We start from the raw sequence: 19,712 nt of genomic DNA on the forward strand, positions 1-19,712 counted from the left end.
GCTCTACAGCTGATCAACCCGCCGACGGTGACACCGAACTCTTCGACGGTGCGGCTGTCGGCGCGGTCGCGACATAGAGCGTGACGGTCTCTCCGGTCGCGACCATCGTGCCCGGGCCCGGGTCGGACTCCAGGACCTCGCCGGGTTGCACCGAACCGTCGGCGCGGCGGACCACCTTCACCTCGAGGCCGAGCTGCTGCAGCTTGATCGTCGCCTGGGCGAGCGTGTTGCCGCGCAGCGGCGGGATCGCGACGCTGGCCGGCGGCGCCGCCGTCGTCTCAGACGGGGCGGCCGACGTGGGTGCCGCGGTCGTCGGCGCGCGCGTCGGCGACGGCACCACGGCGCTGCTGCTGGTTTCCACACCTGGCAGCTGGTCCGGCGGCGCGTTGTCGCCGTCGGCGGTCGCCTGATAGATCAGGTACAGCCCGACGCTCAGCGCGGCGACCAGAACCAGTGCGACGACCCCGACGATCACCGGGGTGAACCAGGACCGTCCCTGATATGGGTCCTCCTCGACCCATTCCTCCGGCGCCGGCTGGCGCAGCGCGGGGTCACCCGGTCGGGGGACATTGGCGCGGGCCGACCACCGGGGCGGCTCGTCGTGCCCGAGGGGACCGCCGATCTGGGTCGCGCCGCTGTCGTCGGGGCGCAGCGGTGAGGTGCCGCCGCCGATCCTGGTCGCGTCCGGATCCACCGGGTGGTCATCACCTGGCCAGGGATCGACCGGCTCGGGGTGGGTCGGCCCGATCCTCGTCGCGTCGGAATCGCCCCTCGGGGGTGTTGGTCGATCGAACGGGGCGGTGTCGTCCGGCTCGTCAGGCATAGGTCCCAGTTCACCACCTTGTCCGACATGTCGCGTGCCTGTGCACAGGTTGCCCACCTCAGGTCCACCCTCCGCGACCGCTGCCAGCACCGCCTGACGTTCCTCTGACATCGACTCGCCCGGGTGGACGGCTGGGCGTACGCTGCGCGGCATGGCCGCACGAAGCTGGGCAACCTCAATATTCACCGCGATCGGTGTCGCGGCGGGCGCGGGTGCCGCGCAGCTCGGTCTTGGCTACGGCCTGGGGATCGTCTCCTGGCAGCCGACCGGTAATAGCGCGACCGTCTGGGTCAGCAGCCTGGCCTGGGTGGCGTGGCTTGCGGCCTCCTCGACGGTCATCGGCGCGCTGTGCGCCGACCGGCTCAGCCCGGCCGACACCCCGGTCGTGGGTGATGCCTCCACGCCGGGCGCGCACGCGTTGACGGCCGCTTGGCGGATCGTGATCGCACTGTCCGCGGCGGTGGGCGCCCTGATCATCGTGCCGCTGGTCGCCGTGCCGTCCCGCACGCCCCGACCGGACAACGTCGCGCCGTACTTCACCGCCGGTGGCTATGCGATCGCCGGGATCATCGTCGGGCTGCTGATCGCGGTCGGCGCCCTGGCCGCGCGGGCGATCGCCGCCAACGTCATCGCCTCGTCGGCGTGGCTGTGGCTGCTCGCGGTCGTCGCGGTCGTCGACGTGGTCCGCGCCGACGGCAACCTCGCCACCGCCGCCCAGCTCGGCACCTGGCAGTTCACCGACGCGACCTGGATCCGCGGCATGGTCAACCTGCCGGGGGCGCTGCTCATGCTCGCCGTCGCGCTGCTCATCGGCGCACTCGCGGCCTGGCCCGCCGGCCGGCGCGGCGACAACCGGGTCGGCGTGGCGGTCTCGGGCGCGGCCGGCCCGCTGCTCGTCGCCCTCGCATACTTCCTCGCCGCGCCCGCCGTGAGCGAGCGGGATCAGCAGCTATCGGCGTTCGTCATCGCCCCGTATGCCGTGCTCGCCGGTCTCGCCGGCTCGGTTATCGTGTCGGCGATCGGCCCGCGCGGCTCCCGCGCGCAGGCCCGGGCGGCCCGCAAGGCCGCCGCGGCGGACCGGGATGCGCGGGCCGCGTCCGACATCGCCGACTGGACGCAGGCACTCGCCGACGCGGACGCCGCCGAGGCCCGCCGCCGCACCGAGACGGGCGAGCAGCCGGACGGCGACGACCCGTGGGCCGCCGCACCGGACCGCTCCCCCGAGCCGGTCACGATCGGCGCGGGCAGCAAGCCCCCCGTGACCACTGGCAAAGCATCCGCCTCCACCAGCAAGGCATCGGCCGCTACCAGCAAGGCGGCGCCCGCCTCCGCCGGCAAGGCGAGTGTCAGTGCGGGCAAGGCGAGCGTCAGTAGCAAGAGCGCCGATCTGGACTCGGCCAAGGACCTGGAGTCCGACGCGTATGCGCCGGCCCGTGCGTATGGCGGCAGTGAGTCGTCGGGCCGGACCTACACGTCGGAGTCGGCGAACCGCGCGTATGCGGAGGACACCGTCACCGACGATGATGCCGATGCGCAGCCCGCGGCGTCGCCCGCCGCCCGCGGGTCGGTCGAGCCGCTCTGGCCGACGGACACCGCGACGGAGAGCTCGACCGAGCCCGCCAAGCCCGCTCCGGGCCGAGGTCGTGGCCGAGGCCGCGGCCGGAACGGCGAATAGCGAACACCCTGCGACGGCGGCCGGACCGCGGCCCGGCTGGCCCAGCGGGGGCGGGGACGCCGCAACGGAGAGCTCGACCGAGCCGGCCAAGCCCGTTCCCGGCCGAGGTCGTGGCGGGGACGCGGACGGAACGGCGAATAGCGAATACCCTGCGACGGCGGCCGGCGGGCAGCCCAGACCCCTGCGGCCTCGGGCGCTCTGGTTAGTAGCCGACACACCGCGACGGCGGGCCAGGCCACGGCCGGCGGACGCAGGTGGAACGGCGAATAGCGATCATCCCGCGCCAGCGGCCGGGCTGCGGCCAGCGGCAGCGGGCGTTCCGGCGAGCAGGCGTTCCGGCGAGCAGCGAGCACCCCGCGAAGGCGGCGGCCGGGCCGACCGGCCCGAGTGGGCTGGAGCCCGAGTGGGCTGGAGCCCGAGCAAACCGGAGCCCGGGTGAGCTGGAGTCCGGGTGAGCTGGATCAGATCGGCCAGGTGTGGACGGGCTCGTTGGCGTGCAGGCCGACGCTGTAGCGCTGCAGCATCTCCCGCAGTGCTGAGCGGCGGTCGAGGTGGTGCCTGGACTGCAGGTCGTTGACCGTTGCGGTCTGCCAGGCCGCGCCGTTGCGGCCGGTGCGGCAGCGGCCCTCGATCACGCCTAAGAGCCGGTCGCGGGTCCCCGGGTGCACACCGAAGCGGTCGAGGCCCGCGGACGCTAAAGGCAGTAGCTCGTCCAGTACCAAATCTGCAACTTGCACCTCGCCGTGGTCTGGCCACCACAGTCGGGCGTCGAGTCCTTCGCGGGCGGCGGTGTGGAAATTTTCCTCCGCTGCGGAGAACGTCATCTGCGTCCAGATCGGACGGTCCTGCTGCACGAGCTCGCCGACCAGGCCGAAGTAGAACGCGGCGTTGGCGACCTGGTCGACGACGGTCGGGCCGGCGGGCAGGACCCGGTTCTCGACGCGCAGGTGCGGCCGGCCGTTCATGATGTCGTAGACCGGGCGGTTCCACCGGTAGATCGTGCCGTTGTGCAGCCGCAGCTCACCGAGGTGTGGGACGCCGCCGGCCTCTAGAACCGCGACCGGATCCTCGTCGTCGGTGATGGGCAGCAGCGGCGGGAAGTAGCGGACGTTCTCCTCGAACAGGTCGAAGATCGAGGTGATCCAGCGCTCGCCGAACCATACCCGTGGCCGGACGCCCTGGGCCTTGAGCTCCTCCGGCCGGGTGTCGGTGGCCTGCTCGAACAGGGCGATGCGGGTCTCCGCCCAGAGCCGCTTGCCGAACAGGTACGGCGAGTTCGCACCGACCGCGACCTGGACGCCGGCGATCGCCTGGGATGCGTTCCAGTGCATCGCGAAGTCTTCGGGTGCGACCTGCAGGTGGAACTGGATGCTGGTGCACGCGGACTCGGCGGCGATCGAGTCGGACTCCGCCTCCAGCCGCTCCTGGCCGCGGATGTCCAGGGCAATGTCCTCACCACGCGCGTTGATGATCTGCTCGTTGAGCAGCTGGTAACGCGGGTTGTTGGACAGGTTGGCCAGCACCGTGTGCTCCTGGCGCAGCGTCGGCAGTATGCCGATGAGCACCAGCTGGGCGTCGGACTTGCGGGCCCGCTCGTCGGCGTGGACGAGGCTGGCGAGGACCTCGCGCTCATAGACGTCCAGGCCGTCGCCCTCGATGACGCGGGGCGCGACGTTGATCTCGAGGTTGAACTGGCCGAGCTCGGTCTGGAACGACGGGTCCGCCAGGTCGGCGAGCACCTCGGCGTTGCGCATGGCCGGCTGCGCGTCGGGATCGATGAGGTTGAGCTCGATCTCGAGCCCAGTCATCGGCCGGTCCGAATCGAACCGGAAGTCGTTGAGCATTAGGGCAAAGACATCAAGACATCTACGGACTTTATACCGATATCGGGCACGGTCCTCACGCGAGAATGCTCCTCGTATGACGTCTTGCCCCATTGCGTTCCCCAAATCCCCGGCCGACCCCGTGGACCCTCCACGTTAGGAGTGGTCGGGGTGTACCGCTAGGGACAAAAAGGGCGCAACCTCAGCCTAGGGTGAGCAAAACCTTGCAGAGGGTGGGAGATTTCGCCCACCCTCTGCACGATGGTCAAACTCCGGCATAAGCCACAATCGGCCCAGACTCTGGTCTTACAGTTGGCGCGATCGGCCGATGCCGACTCAGGCCTGGCGCACACCCTCGGCGCCGATCTCGATCTTGATCTTCTTGCCGACGAGGACGCCGCCGGTCTCGAGCGCCTGGTTCCAGGTGATGCCGAACTCCTCGCGGTCAATCTCGGTGGTCGCGCTGAACCCGATGACCTCCTGGCCCCAGGGGCTCTTGGCATGACCCTCGAACTCGACGTCGAGCTCGACCTCGCGGGTGACGTCGCGGATCGTCAGGTCGCCGACGAGCTTGAACTCGCCGCCGGAGAAGCCGACCACGCGGGTGCTCTTGAAGGTCAGCGACGGCCACTGCTCCACGTGCAGGAAGTCGGGGCTCTTCAGGTGGCCGTCACGGTCGACCACGCCGGTGTCGATGCTGGCGGCGTCGATGTCGACCTCGACGTGCGACTGCAGCGGGTCCTCGGCGATGACGATGCTGCCGGTGGCCTTGGTGAAGCCGCCGCGGACCTTGCTCACCATGAGGTGCTTGGCCACGAAACCGACCCGCGTGTGGGCCGGGTCGAGATCGAACTTGCCGGGCGTGGGGATGGTGACGCCGTTGAACTCGCGGGTGTTGACCGGTGCGGTCATGATGCCCTCCAGATAAGCTGTGGCGGAGATGTTTGCTGGAGCAAATATACGCTCAGCAGACTCTCGTTTGTCAAGCTCTTCTGTTAGACTGCCACTGTGACCGACGAGATGCTGGAAGATCCGCGAATCACCGCCATGGGCCTGTTCGTCGAGGCCTTCACCGGTGTGACCGCGCGTCTCAACGTCCAGTTGGCTGAGCACGGACTCGGCAACGTCGACTTCGAGGTGCTGGTCAGGCTGTCCCGCTCGCCCGGCGGCGAGCTGCGAATGACCGACCTCGCCGCACAGACCGGGCTGTCGACCAGCGGCGTGACCCGGGTCGTCGACCGCCTCGAGCGCGACGGCCTGGCCACCCGCCGCGCCTGCCCGACGGACCGGCGCGGCTCGTTCACCGTGGTGACGCCCGCCGGCGTGGCCAAGATGCACGAGGTCCTCCCGGATCACCTCGCCCTGATCGAGGAGTGGTTCACCGGCCGGCTGTCCCCGGAGGCCCTGGAAGCGCTCCTGTGCAGCTTTCGCACAATCCGTGACGCGGTCCGTCCCGGCGCGACCTCCGGCGCCGCCACGGCCGCCGCGGCCTGACGCCGCCCGGTCACCGCGTCCTGAAACCCGGCCCGCGACCGGCAGGATGACCGGCAGCTTCTATCGGTTCCCGGTGGTAAATAGCCTGGAAAGCCGCATTCCGGACGAACAGCTTCGTTAGTGTCCGCCCCCGGGGGAGGCACCGCCCCGTGGGGACCGGCACGGACGAAGCAGGTGGGAAGGCAACACGCGCCCGGGGGGTCTTCGTCCGTGCCCAAAACCGATCAGGCGCCGGACAGCAGCGCACGCTCTCGCGGTAGGAGCGTCAGCCGCCCCCTGGCACGGATGCCGTCCAGCTCACCCAGCGCGCGCTTCCGGTCCGCCGGCTCGGCGCTGGCGGCCAGGCCGGTGAGTGCCTCCAGGACATCCCGGATGTCGTCCCGACCGGCGAGCAGGTTGGCCGCCGCCTCGAAGGCGGTCGCCGCCGCCGGCCGGTCGTCGCGGGCGAGCGCGAGATAGCCGCCGATCATGGCCGACATGCCGGCGCTGCCGGGCAGCTCCGCGAGCTCGACCAGGACGTCGGCCGCCTCCGGAAGGCGGCCCGACTCGGCGAGTGCCTGCCCCAGGGTGCCCAGCGCACGGACCCGGTGCGTCGGGTCGCCGACCTCCGCGGACGCGGCGGCGGCGCGGCGGGCGAGATCGACCGCCTCGTCGAAGCGCCCGTCCAGCCGGGCGACCTCGGCCAGGTTCGCCTGGGCGAGCGCCTGGATGCGGGCGTCGCCGGCCTCCGCGGCGCGGCGTCCGGCAGCGACCAGTCGACGCGCCGCCGTGGCCAGGTCACCGGCGCGGATGTCGTGCCACGCCAGATTGTTCTGCGAGACTGCGATCTCACGGACCCGGCCGGTACGGATGGCCAGGCCGAGCATCGCTTCGCTGTGCCGGCGGGACTCGTCGACGCCGCCGACCGCCTGCCAGACGCCCGACAGGACCGCCCGGGCGGCGAGCTCCCCGAACGTGTCGCCGTGGGCGACGAGCACCTCGAGTGCGGCCTCGGTCGGCCAGAGCTCGGCGACCCCACGCCCGTGCGCCATCGCAAGCATCCCGGCCGCGACCTGGGCGTTTGCCCGGATCACCGGGTCGCAGTCGCCGGTACGGGCATCGTCGAGCAGCCGCCGGAGCAGCTTGTGCGCCTCGACGTCACGGCCGCGCAGCCGGCACCAGCGCGGGATCGCACCGGCGAGGCGCAGCGCCGTCGCCGGTTCCCGGACGGAGGCGTACCGCAGGGCCGCGCGGATGTCGCTGTTGAGGTAGTCGAGCCGGGACACGGCGGCGGCGCTGGCCGGCCCGGTGAGGTCGGCCGCGAGCCGCACCGCGAGCCTGGTGATGACGTCGGCGTGCCTGAGCCGGACGGCACGCAGCTCGCCGCGCTCGACGCAGCGCTCGGTGGCGAAGTCGCGGACCACGTCGAGAAGGCGGAACCGCAGGTCGCCCGGGCCGCGGACGCTGACCAGGCCGAGCCCGACGAGACGGTCGAGGACCGCCTCCGCGTTGAACCCGAGCAGCGCCTCGGCCAGATCGAGCGACCAGCGGCCCCGGAACATCGCGAGGCAGCGTAGGGCGGCCTGCTCCGGCTCGTCCAGCAGGTGGTAGCTCGCGGCGACGGCATCGCGCAGCCGCTGGCCGTCCGGGTCGGTGGCGGCGAGGTCGAGGACCCGGTTGCCGTATCGGGACAGCAGCTCGGGCAGCTCCAGGACGCGACCGCGGGCGGCGGCGAGCTCGATCGCGAGCGGCAGGCCGTCGAGCCGCCGGACCAGTTCGGCGACGGCCGGGACCTCGGCGTCCGGCACCGGTTCGCGGCGGACCTGCCGGAGCCGGTCGAGGAACAACGCGACAGCCGGCACGTGGCGTACCACATCCGGAGAGCTCAACGCACTCGGCAGTTCCAGCGGCTCGACCCGCCAGTCGACGGCGCCGGGCACCACGCCGGCGAGGGGTCGGCGGCTGGTGGCGAGGATCTTGACCGCCGGCACCCGGGCGCGCAGCCAGGCGATCGCCTTGACCGCGCTGCGGTGCGAGCGGTCGATCCCGTCGAGGACGAGCAGCGAGGGGCGGTCGGGCAGCTCCTCCGCGCGGGCGACGCCGAAGACGGCGGCGACCGCGGCGAACACGTCGTTGGGCTGCGACACGTCGGTGATGGTCACCGAGACCGCGGTGCCGGTGACCGCGTGCGCGACCGCGTGGGCGAGGCCGGTCTTGCCGACGCCGGCGAGGCCGACGAGCACGACCAGGTCGGTGCGCTCCAGCAGGTCGAGCAGCTCGGCGACGTCGGCGTCCCGGCCGATCAGCGCCGGCGCGGTGGGCAGCGGCAGCGTCGTCGGGGCCGGGGTGACGGTCCCGGCGAGAAACTCCTCCCGGTCCATGCCGACGAGATCCAGGGCGTCGGCGAGCAGCGTGAGGGTCCCCCGCTGCGGCCGGGCGACCCGGCCGCGTTCCAGCTCGCGGAGGGTGCGTACGCCGAGGCCGGCCCGACCGGCCAGCTCTTCCTGGGTCAGTCCCCGGGCCAGGCGGCGGGTCCGCAACGCGGCGGCGAACCCTGCCCCGGCGCCCCGCGGATCATGATCCGCAACTGGAGACATGTTGAGGAAGGGTACTAATTGGAGCCGTTCCGAAGAAGCCGGGCGTCGGAACTACGACGGTTATCTATGCGTTACCTGAGGGTGGCCGGGTCGGCTCCTCGGCCGGCTTCCGGTCGAGCGCGGGCACCTCGACGGTCAGTTCCTCGGCGGCCGGGGTCCGCTGGCGGGCGAGCGCCGGCACCTCGACGGTCAACTCCTCGGCGGGCGGCGTCACAGCGGCCGCCGGTGTCGAGGCGGCGGCCGGCGCCTTGGGCTTCGCCGGCTTCTTCTTCCCTGGCGCGGCCGCGACCGCCGGGGCCGTGCTCAGGCCGCTGAGGAATTTCGGCGCCCACCAGTTCCAGCTGTCGAGCATCGTCATCAGCGCCGGCAGCAGCAGCCCGCGGACCACCGTCACGTCGATGATCACGGCGACCGTCATGCCGACGCCGATCTCCTTCACCGCGACGAGCCCGCCGACGGTGAAGCCAAGGAACACGATGACGATGCAGATCGCCGCCGCGGTCACGACCGGGCCGGACTTCGTGATGCCGCGCAGAACCGCGCGGTTGGTGTCGGGGCGCCGGTCGTACTCCTCCTTGATCCGCGCCAGGAGGAAGACCTCGTAGTCCATCGACAGGCCGAAGATGAACACGAACAGCAGCACCGGCGTGGTCAGGTCGATGCCGCCCCAGGAGTCGAAGAAGAGCGGCAACTGCCCCCAGCCCCACTGGAACACCACGACCAGGACGCCGAGCGTGGCGATCAGGGTCAGCAGGTTCATCAGGACGGCCTTGAGCGGAATGACCACGGAGCCGGTGAGCATGAAGAGCACCACCATGGTCACCACCAGGACGATGAGCGCCGCGACGGGCAGCCGCCGGGCAAGGGAGTCCTGGTAGTCCACGACCTCGGCGCTCGGGCCGGTGACCCACTTCGGGAAGGGCGTCTGCATGGCCCGCAGCTTGCGGACCAGCTCCACGCTCTCCTGCCCGCCGACCTCGCCCTTCGGGGTCAGGTCGAGCACCGTCCAGCCCTTGGGCACGTCGGGCCGGACCTCCTGGCGGAACACCTGCGCGTTGAGCTGGTTGTTGATCTGGTTCATGAACATGCGGACGTCGGCGCGTTCGGGGCCAGCCTGCACCAGCACCACGACGTCTTCGGGGTGGTCGTTGTTGAACTTCTCCTGCAGCGCGTCGTAGGCCTGGCGTGCCTCGTTGCTGTGCGGCAGTGCCCGCGCGTCGGAGTTGGCGAAGTTCGCGCCGAGCAACGGCGCGGCCAGCACCAGCAGGCCGACGACCACGCCGAGCGCGACCGGGCCGGGCGACTGCTGCGCCTTCGCGGCGAGCCTCGCCAGCAGGTCGGTCTTGAAGCTGAACCGCCCTTCGCCGGCCGCCGGGATCCTGTCCTTCGCGAGCGACAGCAGCGCCGGTACCAGCGTCAACGCGGCCACCGTGGCCAGCACGACGACGGCGGCACCGCCGAGCGCGACCGCGGCGAGCAGCGGCTCGGCGAACACGGTCAGCCCCGCGAGGGTCGCCGCGACCGCGATGCCGGAGATCGCGACCGCCCGGCCGGACCGCGCGACCGCCTCGACGAGCGCCTCGGTCGGCTCGTGCAGGAGCCGCTCCTCGCGGAACCGGGCGACGATGAGCAGGGAGTAGTCGACGGCAAGGCCGATGCCGAGAAGGGTCACGACGTTGAGCGAGTATTCGCTCACCTTCGTCGCGTAGCTGAGACCGAGCAGGAGCAGCAGCGAGCCGGACACCCCGACGAGCGCGACCGCGAGGGGCAGCCCGGCGGCGATCACCCCGCCGAAGATCAGCACCAGCACGACGAGCAGCGCCACCAGCGCGATGCTCTCGCCGATCGCCAGGTCGTGCACCGACTGCTCACCGAACGCCCGCTCGGCGATCTTCGTGCCGCCGACCGTGACCTTCGGCGCCTCGATCAGCTTCAGGCGCGCCTTGACCTTGTCCTCGAGCCGCTCGCGGGCGTCCTGGCTCAGCTTCGGGTCGAGCTCGACCCGCACCGTCGAGCTCAGGTTGTCGGCGCCGATCTGGCCGCCGGGGCCGTTGTAGAGGTCGTTGACCTCCTTGACCCCGGCCATGCCCTTGATCTCCTGGCTCGCCTTGGTGACGCTGGCGTTGAGCCCGGGGTCGTAGACGTCCTTGCCCTCGATGACGGCAATGACCATCGAGCCCTCGGGGGCGAGCTCGTCAATGCGCTGCTGGGCGATGGCCGACTCGCTGTCGGCGCGGTTGGTGCTCGTGGTGGCGAGCCGGTCGAACAGCCCGCCACCGAACACCGCACCCGCCACGGTCACTGCCAGCCACACGCCGATCACGGACCAACGGTGGCGGTGCATGAGCAGGCCCAGTTTCGCGAACATCGCAGTATGCAAGCACGTGCGAAGAGCGCAGCGAAATCCCCTTTGTCGTCGGAGACCCGACGAACTCGTTAGAGACCCAACGACCTGGAGATGATCATGCGCTGGACCTCCGAGGTGCCCTCGCCGATCTCGAGGATCTTCGCGTCGCGCCACATGCGGGCGACGGGGGTCTCGTTCATGAAGCCGTAGCCGCCGTGCACCTGGGTCGCCTCGCGGGCGTTGGTCACCGCGGCGTCGCTGGCCTGCAGCTTTGCGATGGCCGCCTGCCGCTTGAACTCGCGACCGTGGACCAGGCGCGACGCGGCGTCGTAGTAGGCCAGCCGGGCAGTGTGCGCCCTGGCCTCCATGTCGGCGAGCTTGAACTGGATCGCCTGGTACTCCCCGATCGCCTTGCCGAACGCGCGGCGCTGCTTGGCGTAGGCGACCGACTCGTCGACGCAGCCCTGGGCAAGGCCGACGCCGAGCGCGGCGAACGCGACCCGGCCCTCGTCGAGGATCCGCAGGAACTGCGCATATCCCCGGCCGCGCTCGCCGAGCAGGTTGGCGGCCGGCACGCGAACGTCGTCGAAGGCCAGCTCGTGCGTGTCGGAGGCGCACCAGCCGACCTTGGAGTAGCCGGGCTGGACGGTGAAGCCGGGCGTGCCGCTCGGCACGATGATCGCCGAGAGCTCCTTGCTGCCGTCCGGGTTGACGCCGGTGACCGCGGTGACGGTGACCAGGACGGTGATGTCGGTGCCGGAGTTGGTGATGAAGGCCTTCGACCCGTTGATCACCCACTCACCGGTGGCCTCGTCGAGCACCGCGCGGGTCTGGGTGCCGCCCGCGTCGGAGCCGGCGCCCGGCTCGGTGAGCCCGAACGCGGCAAGCGCCTCGCCGGAGATGAGCCGGGGCAGCCACTGGGCCTTCTGCTCGTCGGTGCCGTACCGGAAGATCGGCATCGCGCCGAGGGAGATGCCGGCCTCGAGGGTGACGGCGACCGAGGAGTCGACCCGGGCCAGCTCCTCCAGGGCGACGCAGAGGGCGAAGTAGTCGCCGCCCATGCCGCCGTGCTCCTCGGGGAAGGGCAGCCCGAAGAGGCCCATCTTGCCCATCTGACGCACGATGTCATACGGGAACGCGTGCCGCTCGTAGTAGTCGCCGATGACGGGTGCGACGACGTCGTTGGCGAACTCGCGGACGCTGAGGCGGAGAGCTTCGAGATCCTCGCCGAGGGTGAAGTCGACCATGACAGGGTGCCTCTCAGACGGGTGTTACGCCGTGGCGACGGCGCGAGAATTGACGGTTCTTCCCAGTGGCGGCGGCGAAGCGGCGGGCCAGCTCGTCGCGCAGCGCGCCCGGCTCGACGACCGTGTCGACGACCAGCTCGCTGGCCAGGCGCATGATGTCGATGTCGCGCTCATACTCGGCGCGCTTCTCCGCGACGAACGCCGCACGCGTCTCGTCGTCGGGCAGGGCGGCGATCTTGTTGGCGTAGACCGCGTTGACGGCGGCTTCCGCACCCATGACGGCGATCTTGGCGGTGGGCAGCGCGATGGTGGCGTCCGGCTCGAAGCCGGGACCGGCCATCGCGTAGAGGCCGGCACCGTAGGCCTTGCGGACCACGACGCAGATCTTGGGCACGGTCGCCTCGGAGATCGCGGTGATCATCTTGGCTCCGTGCCGGATGATGCCCTGCTTCTCGACCGCCGAGCCGACCATGAAGCCGGGCACGTCGGCGAGGAAGAGCAGCGGCACGTTGAACGCGTCGCAGAGCTGGACGAACCGGGTCGCCTTGTCGGCCGAGTCGACGAAGAGCACCCCGCCCTTGAACAGCGAGTTGTTGGCCACGACGCCGACGGGCTTGCCGTCGATACGGGCGAAACCGGTGGTGAGCTCGCGCGCCCACAGCGCCTGGATCTCGAAGAACGAGCCCTCGTCCACCAGGCCCTTCACGAACCGGCGCATGTCGAAGGCCTGGCGCTCGCTGGCGGGGATCTCCGGCAGGCCGGTGGCGTCGGCCGCGGCGGCGACCGGTGCGGGCAGCGTCCAGTTGGACGGCAGGTATGACAGGTATCGCCGGACCGTCTCGATCGCGTCGGCCTCGGTCTTGCACAGGAAGTGCCCGACGCCGGACTCGGCGCAGTGCACCTTCGCGCCGCCCATGGCCTCGAGGGTGGTCTTCTCGCCGGTGACCATCTCGACCATGCGGTCGGATCCCAGATACATCGAGGCGTTGCCCTCGACCATCGCGACGATGTCGCAGAAGGCGGGGATGTAGGCGCCGCCGGCGGCCGACGGGCCGAACAGGGCGCAGGCCTGCGGGATGCTGCCGCTGGCCCGGACCTGGGTGTGGAAGATGCGCCCGGCACCGCGCCGGCCGGGGAAGAGGTCGACCTGGTCGGTGATGCGGGCGCCGGCCGAGTCGACCAGATAGATCATCGGTACGCCGGTGTCGTAGGCCTTCTCGATGATCCGGATGATCTTCTCGACGGTGCGGGCGCCCCAGGAGCCGGCCTTGACCGTCGAGTCGTTGGCCATCAGGCACACGGGCCGGCCGTCCACGGTCGCGGTGCCGGTGATGACGCCGTCCGCCGGGAGGCCTTCGGCCATGACGTTGGCGAAGATCCCGTCCTCGACGAACGTGCCCTCGTCGACGAGCAGCGCGACCCGCTCCCGGGCGAAGAGCTTGCCCCGGGCGGCGTTGGCCGCGTGATACTTCTCGGCTCCGCCGGCCTCGACGCGCTTCCGAACACCCTCCAGCATGGTGCGACCTCCGCGTCAGCAACCTGAACGATCGTTATGCCTAACGATCGTTCAGGTTAGCCGAAGCGGAGGTCAAGTACCAATTGGCTTCGTCGGGCACGGGTCGGTGTATACCCGGCGAGGGCCCCGGGTCCCCCTGCGGATCAGAGGGACCCCAGTACCGCTGTCAGCAGGAGTACGCGACCGCGCCGCCCTGGCTGGACGCCTGCGAGAAGCCGAACAGGCTGATCGCGTTGCCGCTGATGTTGATCGGAACCTGCAGCGTGGTGTCGAACTGGTTGCCGTTCAGCAGGCCCGCGTTGTACCCCGTGGTCCAGTCGCTGCACGAGTTCTTGACCGCGGTGGCGCCGCCGCCGTTGCCGCCGTTGCCGTTCCCGTTGCCGTGACCGTTGCCGTTGCCGTGGTGACCGTTGCCGTGGTGGCCGTTGCCCCAGCCGCCGTCGTCGTCACCGTCGCCGTTGCCGCCGCCGTTGTTGTAGCCACCGTCGTCGTCACCGTTGTTGTCGCCGTAGCCGCCGTTGTTCTGGCCGGCCGGGTACCCGCCGTTGCTGTTGCCGTGGCTGTTGCCGTAGCCACCGTCGTTGGCGGTGCCGGTGCCGGCGCCGTTGCCGCGGCCGTGCTCGCTGGCAACCTTCTTGGTCTTGGCCTTGCCGTGCGACGCCGAGGCGCCGTTCGAGCTCATGTTGCTGGCGTTGCCCGCGGCGTTGCCGTACGCGGCCGGGTTGGCGTGGTGGTTGCCGTTGCCGTAGCCACCGTTGCTGTCGGCGTCGTCGTCGCCGTAGCCACCGTTGGTGTCAGCGTCGTCGTCACCGTAGCCGCCGTTGCCGCCACCGTTGCCGTTGTCGTCCCAGTCGTCGTCCCAGTCGCCGTTGCCGCCGCCGTTGCCGTGGTGACCGTGGCCGTGACCGTTGCCGTTGCCGGCACCGTTGTCGCCGCCCCAGCCGTCGCCGTCGACGGCAACCGCGCCGCCGCCGCAGGAGGCGCTGGAGAAGCCGAGCACCGCGATCGCGTTGCCGCAGACGTTGATCGGCGCCTGGAGCGTGGTGTCGAACTGGTTGCCGTTGAGCAGACCCGCGTTGTAGCCGGTGGTCCAGTCCTCGGTGGTCGCGCTCTCGGTGGAGGCGCTCTCACCCTTGACCGCCCACGCGCCGCCGGTGCTCTGCGCGCTGGAGAAGCCGAACAGGCTGATCGCGTTGCCGCTCAGGTTGACCGGCACCTGGAGGGTGGTGTCGAACTGGTTGCCGTTCAGCAGGCCGGCGTTATAGCCCGAGGTCCAGTCCTCGGTGCGGTTCGCGGCGCTCTCGGTGTAGTCCCCGTCGGCGTCAGCGTCGGCGGCGTAGCCACCGTTGTTGTTGGCGTTGTAGCCGCCGTTGTTGTTCCCGCCGCCGCCGTTGCCGCCGCCGTGACCGTGACCGCGGCCGTGACCGTTGCCCCGGCCGTGGCTGTCGTCCGACGCCATGCCGCCCTTGACGGCGTACGCGCCGCCCTGGCTGGACGCCTGCGAGAAGCCCAGGACGCTGACAGCGTTGCCGCTGACGTTGACCGGCACCTGGAGGGTGGTGTCGAACTGGTTGCCGTTGGCGACACCGGCGTTGTACCCGGTGGTCCAGTCCTCGGTCGTCGCGCTCTCGGTGTCGATCGCCGCGGCACCGCCACCGCAGGACGCGTCGGCGAAGCCGAGCACCGCGATCGAGTTACCGCAGACGTTGACCGGCAGCTGGAGGGTGGTGTCGAACTGATTGCCGTTGAGCAGGCCGGCGTTGTAGCCAGTCGTCCAGTCGGCGTGCGCGGCCCCGCCCGAGATGAGCAGGAAGCCCGCGGAAAGCACGCCCACGTTGAGCGACTTACGAACCCACGTCTTCATGGTGAAAGTGAGACCCTTCGGTAGGTGATTCTCTTCAGTGCTGCTTGATGGGCGCGGATCAGAGCCGCGAACCTGCGTGCGGGCAGGCTCTGCCCGGCTCCGCCCTGTCGACGTGCGCCCGGATGGTGCGTGTTCGGTATTGCGAGATGCCGCGATGTGGTCGATGCGGGTCAACGGACCCTGGCTGGCTCCGGCTCGGCCCGCTTCGCTTCGCGTCGGCTGGCCGGCCGGCCTCAGTCGGGTGAGACTGTCGGCTTCTCGGCTGCGAGCAGCCGTAGCTCGGCGTCTTCGACCGCGTCCAGCCGGAAGGTGAGCACCTTCGTGCCGGCCGGTGCGGCGGGCAGCGTGGCGGCGGCGCCACCGTCGTGGGTGAGGCCCGAGCCGGTGCCCGGGGCTCCCGAGGTGAGGCCGACCGCCGGCGCCGGAACAGGCGCCGGGCGGGGCAGCAGCGGTACGTGGCGCGTACCCTGCGCTTCAGTCCGGTCCGCGACCGGCTTCACGTGCGCGGCGTCGCCGGCGTCAAGCCGGTCGAGCTGGTCCTGGGCACGTGACATGGCGACGCGTGTCGAGTCGACGCCGGCACGGGAGGTGCCGGTCGCCGCGGCTACGACGTCGCCCGTTGACCCGACGCCGACCGGCTCGGCCTGGACGGCCGGCTCCTGCGTAGACGTCATGCGGGCGTTCTTGATGCCGGCTTTTGCCGGCCTCTTGGTGCGTGAGTTCGTGGCGCTCGACGCGTTCACCGTCGTCAAGCGGGACATCTTGACGGATGTCGGAGTGGCGGCTTTGCTGGCCGCCTTGTCCTGGGTCGGACCCATTGCCCTGTCGGTCGTGGTCAGGACGGCGCCCGTCACCGGTCGCAGGACGGTCAGGACCGTCCCGGTGAGCAGGTCACGCTTCGACTCATGCTGCGTCGCGCCGGAGGGCACACCGGTGGACCCGATGTGGCCGCCAGAAAGGTCGCGACTGGTGGCGCCGTGACGGTTGCCACCGGCGCCGAGGTCGAGCAGGTCGAGCCCTGCGCCGCCGGCCCCGGTGACCAGGTTGGTCACCGGTGCGAGCAGGGAAACCCCGGACGTGAAACCGTCGGAGCCCGACGAGTCGGAGGCGTGCGCCGCCGACGCCGACAGCAGCCAGGCCACACCGGCGAAACCGGCGACGACCAGGCCCTTGACGGCGAATCGGGCCGCAGACCGGGCACAGTGGGCCGTGCGCGGGTTGCGCTCGCTCCTCTGGGCCATGGCTGCCTCTCAGTACGGGCTCAATGTCGGGCTTGTCCGCCCTACATGTGACTGTTTCCGTACTGAGCAACGAACCGTCCCGGCCGGGGACACGCCACTATCCCGGCGAATCGGGCACAAGTGGGACAGCGAGTGTCAGAAAGGGATGCGCGGACCGGCCTTGAGCACGCCCGACGGCAGCTCCCGCCCGACGATCTCCTGGGCCATCGCGGCCGCCTCGATCAGCGCCTTCAGGTCGACGCCGGTCTCGTAGCCCATGTCGTGCAGCAGGTGCACGACCTCCTCTGTGGCGACGTTGCCGGTGGCTCCCGGCGCATACGGGCACCCGCCCAGCCCGCCGACGCTCGCGTCGAACTCGGTGATCCCCAGCTGCATGGCGGTGAGGATGTTGGCGAGGGCCGCGCCCCGAGTGTTGTGGAAGTGCAGCAGCAGCGGAATGTCGGGATGCCGGTCGCGGACGAGCCCGACCACCTCCCGCACCCGGCGGGGCGTCGCCATGCCGGTCGTGTCGCCGAACGACACCCGGTCCGCGCCGTCCGCGATCACCCGGTCGACGATGCCGGCGACCCGCGCCGGGTCGATGTCGCCCTCGAACGGGCAGCCGAAGCTCGTCGAGATGATCACCTCGGCGGTGGCGCCCGCGCCGTGCAGCAGCGCGATCAGGCCGGCGATGTCGTCGAGCGACTCGCCGGTCGACCGGTTGACGTTGCGCTGGTTGTGCGTCTCGGACGCCGAGACGACGACCTCGATCTCCCCGAAGCCGGCCTTGAGCGCCCGCTCGGCGCCGCGCGAGTTGGGCACCAGCGCGGAATACCGCACCGCCGGGCTCTTCTGCGCAGCCGCCCATACCTCGTCGGCGTCGGCCATCTGCGGGATGGCCTTCGGATGGACGAACGAGACCGCCTCGATCCGGCCGACCCCGGTCGCCGACAGCGCGTCGAGCAGCCGGACCTTGTCGGCGGCGGGGACCGGGTCCTCGTTCTGCAGGCCGTCGCGGGGTCCGACCTCGCGGATGGAAATGAAGCTCAACGCACACCTCCCGGGCGCATCCGGCCCACGATGCCGGTGTCGTAGTCGCCGGAGACGAACTCGGGGTTGTCCAGCAGCTCGGCGAAGAACGGCAGGTTGACCTTCGGCCCGACGACCTCGAACCCGGCGACCGCGGCCCGCAGCTTGGCGAGGGCGTCGGCGCGGTCGGCGCCGTGGACGACGAGCTTCGCCATCAGCGAGTCATAGCTGGGCGTGACGACGTTGCCCGGCCCATACCCGGCGTCGACGCGCACGCCGTCGCCGGTCGGCTCGACCCACGACGTGATCGCGCCGGGGCCCGGCAGGAAGCGCTTCGGGTCCTCGGCGTTGACGCGGACCTCGATGGCGTGACCGGTGACCCGCAGGGCGTCGGGGTCGAAGGACGGCGCGAGGCCGGAGGCGACCCGCAGCTGCTGCTCGACCAGGTCGAGGCCGAACACGGCCTCGGTGACCGGGTGCTCGACCTGCAGCCGGGTGTTCATCTCCAGGAAGAAGAACTGCCCGGACGTCGGGTCGAACAGGCACTCGACGGTGCCGGCGTTGCGGTAGTCGACCGCCTGGCCGGCCCGGACGGCGGCGGCGAGCAGGTCGGCGCGCTGCCGGGCGTCGAGGGCCGGTGACGGCGTCTCCTCGACCAGCTTCTGGTTGCGGCGCTGCACCGAGCACTCACGCTCGCCGAGGGCGACGACCCGGCCGTCGGCGAGGCCGAGGATCTGCACCTCGATGTGGCGGACCCGGGGGAAATACCGCTCGATGAGCACCGAGCCGTCGCCGAACATCCGCTCGGCGAAGCCGCGGACCTTCTCGTATTCGGTGCGCAGGCCGGCCTCGTCGGCGGCGACGGCCATGCCCATGCCACCGCCGCCGGCGGCGGCCTTCACCATCACGGGGAAGCCGATGCCGGTCGCGGCGGCGAGGGCGTCGTCGACCGTGGCGGCGGGGTCGGTGGTGCCCGGCGCGACCGGCACCCCGGCGGCGGCCATGAGATTCCGCGCGTTGATCTTGTCGCCCATCGCGGTGATGGCCGCGGGACCGGGACCGACCCAGATGAGGCCGTGCTCGACGACGGTGGCGGCGAAGGCGGCGTTCTCCGACAGGAAGCCGTAGCCGGGGTGGATGGCCTCCGCGCCGGTCGACTTGGCCGCGGCCAGGATCGCCTCGGTGTTGCGATACGACTGGGCGGGGTTGGCCGGGCCGATCAGCACCGCCTCGTCGGCCTCGCCGGCGAACGGCAGCCCGGCGTCGGCCTCGGAATACACCGCAATGGTGCGGATCCCCAGCCTGCGCGCCGTGCGGATGATCCGTCGGGCGATCTCTCCGCGGTTGGCGACGAGCAGAGAACTCAGCATGCGGAGCGTCTCCTGTGGATAACTCTGTGGGTTTGAACGTGGCCAGGTTGTGGATAACCCTGTGGGGTCACCCGGAGGGTCATCCCTGGAGCGCGGAGAGTGTCGCCGCGCGGAGCAGTTCCGCGCGCCGGACCCGGTCGACCTCGCCGCCGAGGAACGGCGTGGAGTTCATGAGACCGAAGGCGGCGTGCGCGAGGACCCGGGCCTCGCCGGCGTCCAGCTCGGCGCGCAGCACGGTGAGCGTGCTGACCCACTCCTCGACATAGAGCCGCTGGAGGCGGCGGATCTGCCGCCGCGGGTCTTCGGGCAGGCGGTCGAGCTCGTGCAGGTGCAGGGCGATGACCGCCGGGTTGGCCAGGGCGAACTCGACGTGGAAGTCGACCAGCGCGACCAGGGCCGCGGCCGCGTCGCCGGACGACTCGGCGATGCGGGCTTGCCCGCCGGCGAGCAGCTGCTCGCTGACCGGGATGAGGGCGGCCGCCAGCATCGCTTCCTTGCCGGCGAAGTGGTGATAGAGCGCCGGACCGGTCACGCCGGCGGCCGCACCGATGTCGTCCATCGACACGCCGTGGTAGCCGCGGGTCGCGAACAGGCCCACAGCGATCTCGAGGATCTCCTCGCGTCGTGAGCGGCGGCGTTGTCCGGCGGGGCCGGCGCCACGGCTCTGCGCGGGAGGGCGGACGGCCGATTGTTCCAGCGTCATGGGCAAAGCCTAACCTTGTGTCAAG

The 19,712-nt window shown here is 71.0% G+C and carries 14 protein-coding genes; 2 read left to right on the forward strand and 12 right to left on the reverse strand.

The features are described from left to right. Nucleotides 1-13: 13 nt before the first annotated feature. Complete coding sequence (locus tag AB0K00_RS02180; protein ID WP_363513867.1) at nucleotides 14-694, reverse strand: PASTA domain-containing protein; 681 nt, start codon at nucleotides 692-694, stop codon at nucleotides 14-16. Between the two features lie 280 nt (nucleotides 695-974). On the opposite strand from AB0K00_RS02180, the gene AB0K00_RS02185 reads away from it, so the two are divergent. Then, nucleotides 975-2,498 carry a hypothetical protein gene (locus tag AB0K00_RS02185; protein ID WP_363513870.1) on the forward strand — a complete coding sequence of 508 codons (1,524 nt, stop codon included), beginning with the start codon at nucleotides 975-977 and terminating at the stop codon, nucleotides 2,496-2,498. A 461-nt stretch (nucleotides 2,499-2,959) separates the two neighbouring features. Here AB0K00_RS02185 and AB0K00_RS02190 read toward each other — a convergent pair whose 3' ends face one another. Further along, entirely contained in the window at nucleotides 2,960-4,435 is a 1,476-nt protein-coding gene (locus AB0K00_RS02190) for a glutamate--cysteine ligase (RefSeq protein ID WP_363513873.1), read from the reverse strand. Nucleotides 4,436-4,657: 222 nt separating this feature from the next. After that, nucleotides 4,658-5,233: a YceI family protein gene (locus AB0K00_RS02195; protein ID WP_363513876.1), complete on the reverse strand. Its 576-nt coding sequence runs from the start codon at nucleotides 5,231-5,233 to the stop codon at nucleotides 4,658-4,660. Nucleotides 5,234-5,341: 108 nt separating this feature from the next. Between AB0K00_RS02195 and AB0K00_RS02200 the strand changes: the two genes are divergently transcribed. Continuing rightward, on the forward strand, nucleotides 5,342-5,815 hold the full coding sequence (locus AB0K00_RS02200; protein ID WP_363515007.1) for a MarR family transcriptional regulator: 474 nt from the start codon (nucleotides 5,342-5,344) through the stop codon (nucleotides 5,813-5,815). Between the two features lie 224 nt (nucleotides 5,816-6,039). Here the strand turns inward: AB0K00_RS02200 and AB0K00_RS02205 are convergent, their stop codons facing one another. The 9 genes from AB0K00_RS02205 to AB0K00_RS02245 form a co-directional block, all read right to left on the reverse strand. Continuing rightward, nucleotides 6,040-8,391: a helix-turn-helix domain-containing protein gene (locus tag AB0K00_RS02205; RefSeq protein WP_363513878.1), complete on the reverse strand. Its 2,352-nt coding sequence runs from the start codon at nucleotides 8,389-8,391 to the stop codon at nucleotides 6,040-6,042. Nucleotides 8,392-8,455: 64 nt separating this feature from the next. Continuing rightward, nucleotides 8,456-10,759 carry an MMPL family transporter gene (locus AB0K00_RS02210; protein WP_363513881.1) on the reverse strand — a complete coding sequence of 768 codons (2,304 nt, stop codon included), beginning with the start codon at nucleotides 10,757-10,759 and terminating at the stop codon, nucleotides 8,456-8,458. A gap of 68 nt (nucleotides 10,760-10,827) precedes the next feature. Continuing rightward, a complete protein-coding gene (locus AB0K00_RS02215) occupies nucleotides 10,828-11,985 on the reverse strand; it encodes an acyl-CoA dehydrogenase family protein (protein WP_363513884.1) in 1,158 nt (385 codons plus the stop codon). 13 nt (nucleotides 11,986-11,998) lie between these two features. Beyond that, the gene (locus AB0K00_RS02220) at nucleotides 11,999-13,501 is read right to left on the reverse strand and encodes an acyl-CoA carboxylase subunit beta (protein WP_363513887.1); all 1,503 of its coding nucleotides are present in this window, start codon (nucleotides 13,499-13,501) and stop codon (nucleotides 11,999-12,001) included. A gap of 166 nt (nucleotides 13,502-13,667) precedes the next feature. After that, nucleotides 13,668-15,365 carry a chaplin family protein gene (locus tag AB0K00_RS02225; protein ID WP_363513890.1) on the reverse strand — a complete coding sequence of 566 codons (1,698 nt, stop codon included), beginning with the start codon at nucleotides 15,363-15,365 and terminating at the stop codon, nucleotides 13,668-13,670. A 233-nt stretch (nucleotides 15,366-15,598) separates the two neighbouring features. Beyond that, nucleotides 15,599-16,606: a hypothetical protein gene (locus AB0K00_RS02230; protein WP_363513893.1), complete on the reverse strand. Its 1,008-nt coding sequence runs from the start codon at nucleotides 16,604-16,606 to the stop codon at nucleotides 15,599-15,601. Between the two features lie 135 nt (nucleotides 16,607-16,741). Then, nucleotides 16,742-17,635, reverse strand: coding sequence for a hydroxymethylglutaryl-CoA lyase (locus AB0K00_RS02235; RefSeq protein ID WP_363513895.1), 894 nt, complete (start codon nucleotides 17,633-17,635; stop codon nucleotides 16,742-16,744). Beyond that, nucleotides 17,632-18,984 carry a biotin carboxylase N-terminal domain-containing protein gene (locus AB0K00_RS02240; RefSeq protein WP_363513898.1) on the reverse strand — a complete coding sequence of 451 codons (1,353 nt, stop codon included), beginning with the start codon at nucleotides 18,982-18,984 and terminating at the stop codon, nucleotides 17,632-17,634. The genes AB0K00_RS02235 and AB0K00_RS02240 overlap by 4 nt, the downstream gene beginning before the upstream one ends. A 79-nt stretch (nucleotides 18,985-19,063) precedes the next feature. Next, nucleotides 19,064-19,687 carry a helix-turn-helix domain-containing protein gene (locus AB0K00_RS02245; RefSeq protein ID WP_363513901.1) on the reverse strand — a complete coding sequence of 208 codons (624 nt, stop codon included), beginning with the start codon at nucleotides 19,685-19,687 and terminating at the stop codon, nucleotides 19,064-19,066. Nucleotides 19,688-19,712 lie beyond the last annotated feature (25 nt).

The organism is Dactylosporangium sp. NPDC049525 (assembly GCF_040676755.1).
In the GTDB taxonomy this organism is placed as follows: Bacteria; Actinomycetota; Actinomycetes; order Mycobacteriales; family Micromonosporaceae; genus Dactylosporangium.

What these genes read in the sequence shown, in the direction of transcription:
- AB0K00_RS02185 (WP_363513870.1), top strand. Translation starts at nt 975, where the DNA reads ATGGCCGCACGAAGCTGGGCAACCTCAATATTCACCGCGATCGGTGTC.
- AB0K00_RS02190 (WP_363513873.1), bottom strand. Translation starts at nt 4,435, where the DNA reads ATGGGGCAAGACGTCATACGAGGAGCATTCTCGCGTGAGGACCGTGCC.
- AB0K00_RS02195 (WP_363513876.1), bottom strand. Translation starts at nt 5,233, where the DNA reads ATGACCGCACCGGTCAACACCCGCGAGTTCAACGGCGTCACCATCCCC.
- AB0K00_RS02200 (WP_363515007.1), top strand. Translation starts at nt 5,342, where the DNA reads ATGCTGGAAGATCCGCGAATCACCGCCATGGGCCTGTTCGTCGAGGCC.
- AB0K00_RS02205 (WP_363513878.1), bottom strand. Translation starts at nt 8,391, where the DNA reads ATGTCTCCAGTTGCGGATCATGATCCGCGGGGCGCCGGGGCAGGGTTC.
- AB0K00_RS02210 (WP_363513881.1), bottom strand. Translation starts at nt 10,759, where the DNA reads ATGTTCGCGAAACTGGGCCTGCTCATGCACCGCCACCGTTGGTCCGTG.
- AB0K00_RS02215 (WP_363513884.1), bottom strand. Translation starts at nt 11,985, where the DNA reads ATGGTCGACTTCACCCTCGGCGAGGATCTCGAAGCTCTCCGCCTCAGC.
- AB0K00_RS02220 (WP_363513887.1), bottom strand. Translation starts at nt 13,501, where the DNA reads ATGCTGGAGGGTGTTCGGAAGCGCGTCGAGGCCGGCGGAGCCGAGAAG.
- AB0K00_RS02225 (WP_363513890.1), bottom strand. Translation starts at nt 15,365, where the DNA reads ATGAAGACGTGGGTTCGTAAGTCGCTCAACGTGGGCGTGCTTTCCGCG.
- AB0K00_RS02230 (WP_363513893.1), bottom strand. Translation starts at nt 16,606, where the DNA reads ATGGCCCAGAGGAGCGAGCGCAACCCGCGCACGGCCCACTGTGCCCGG.
- AB0K00_RS02240 (WP_363513898.1), bottom strand. Translation starts at nt 18,984, where the DNA reads ATGCTGAGTTCTCTGCTCGTCGCCAACCGCGGAGAGATCGCCCGACGG.
- AB0K00_RS02245 (WP_363513901.1), bottom strand. Translation starts at nt 19,687, where the DNA reads ATGACGCTGGAACAATCGGCCGTCCGCCCTCCCGCGCAGAGCCGTGGC.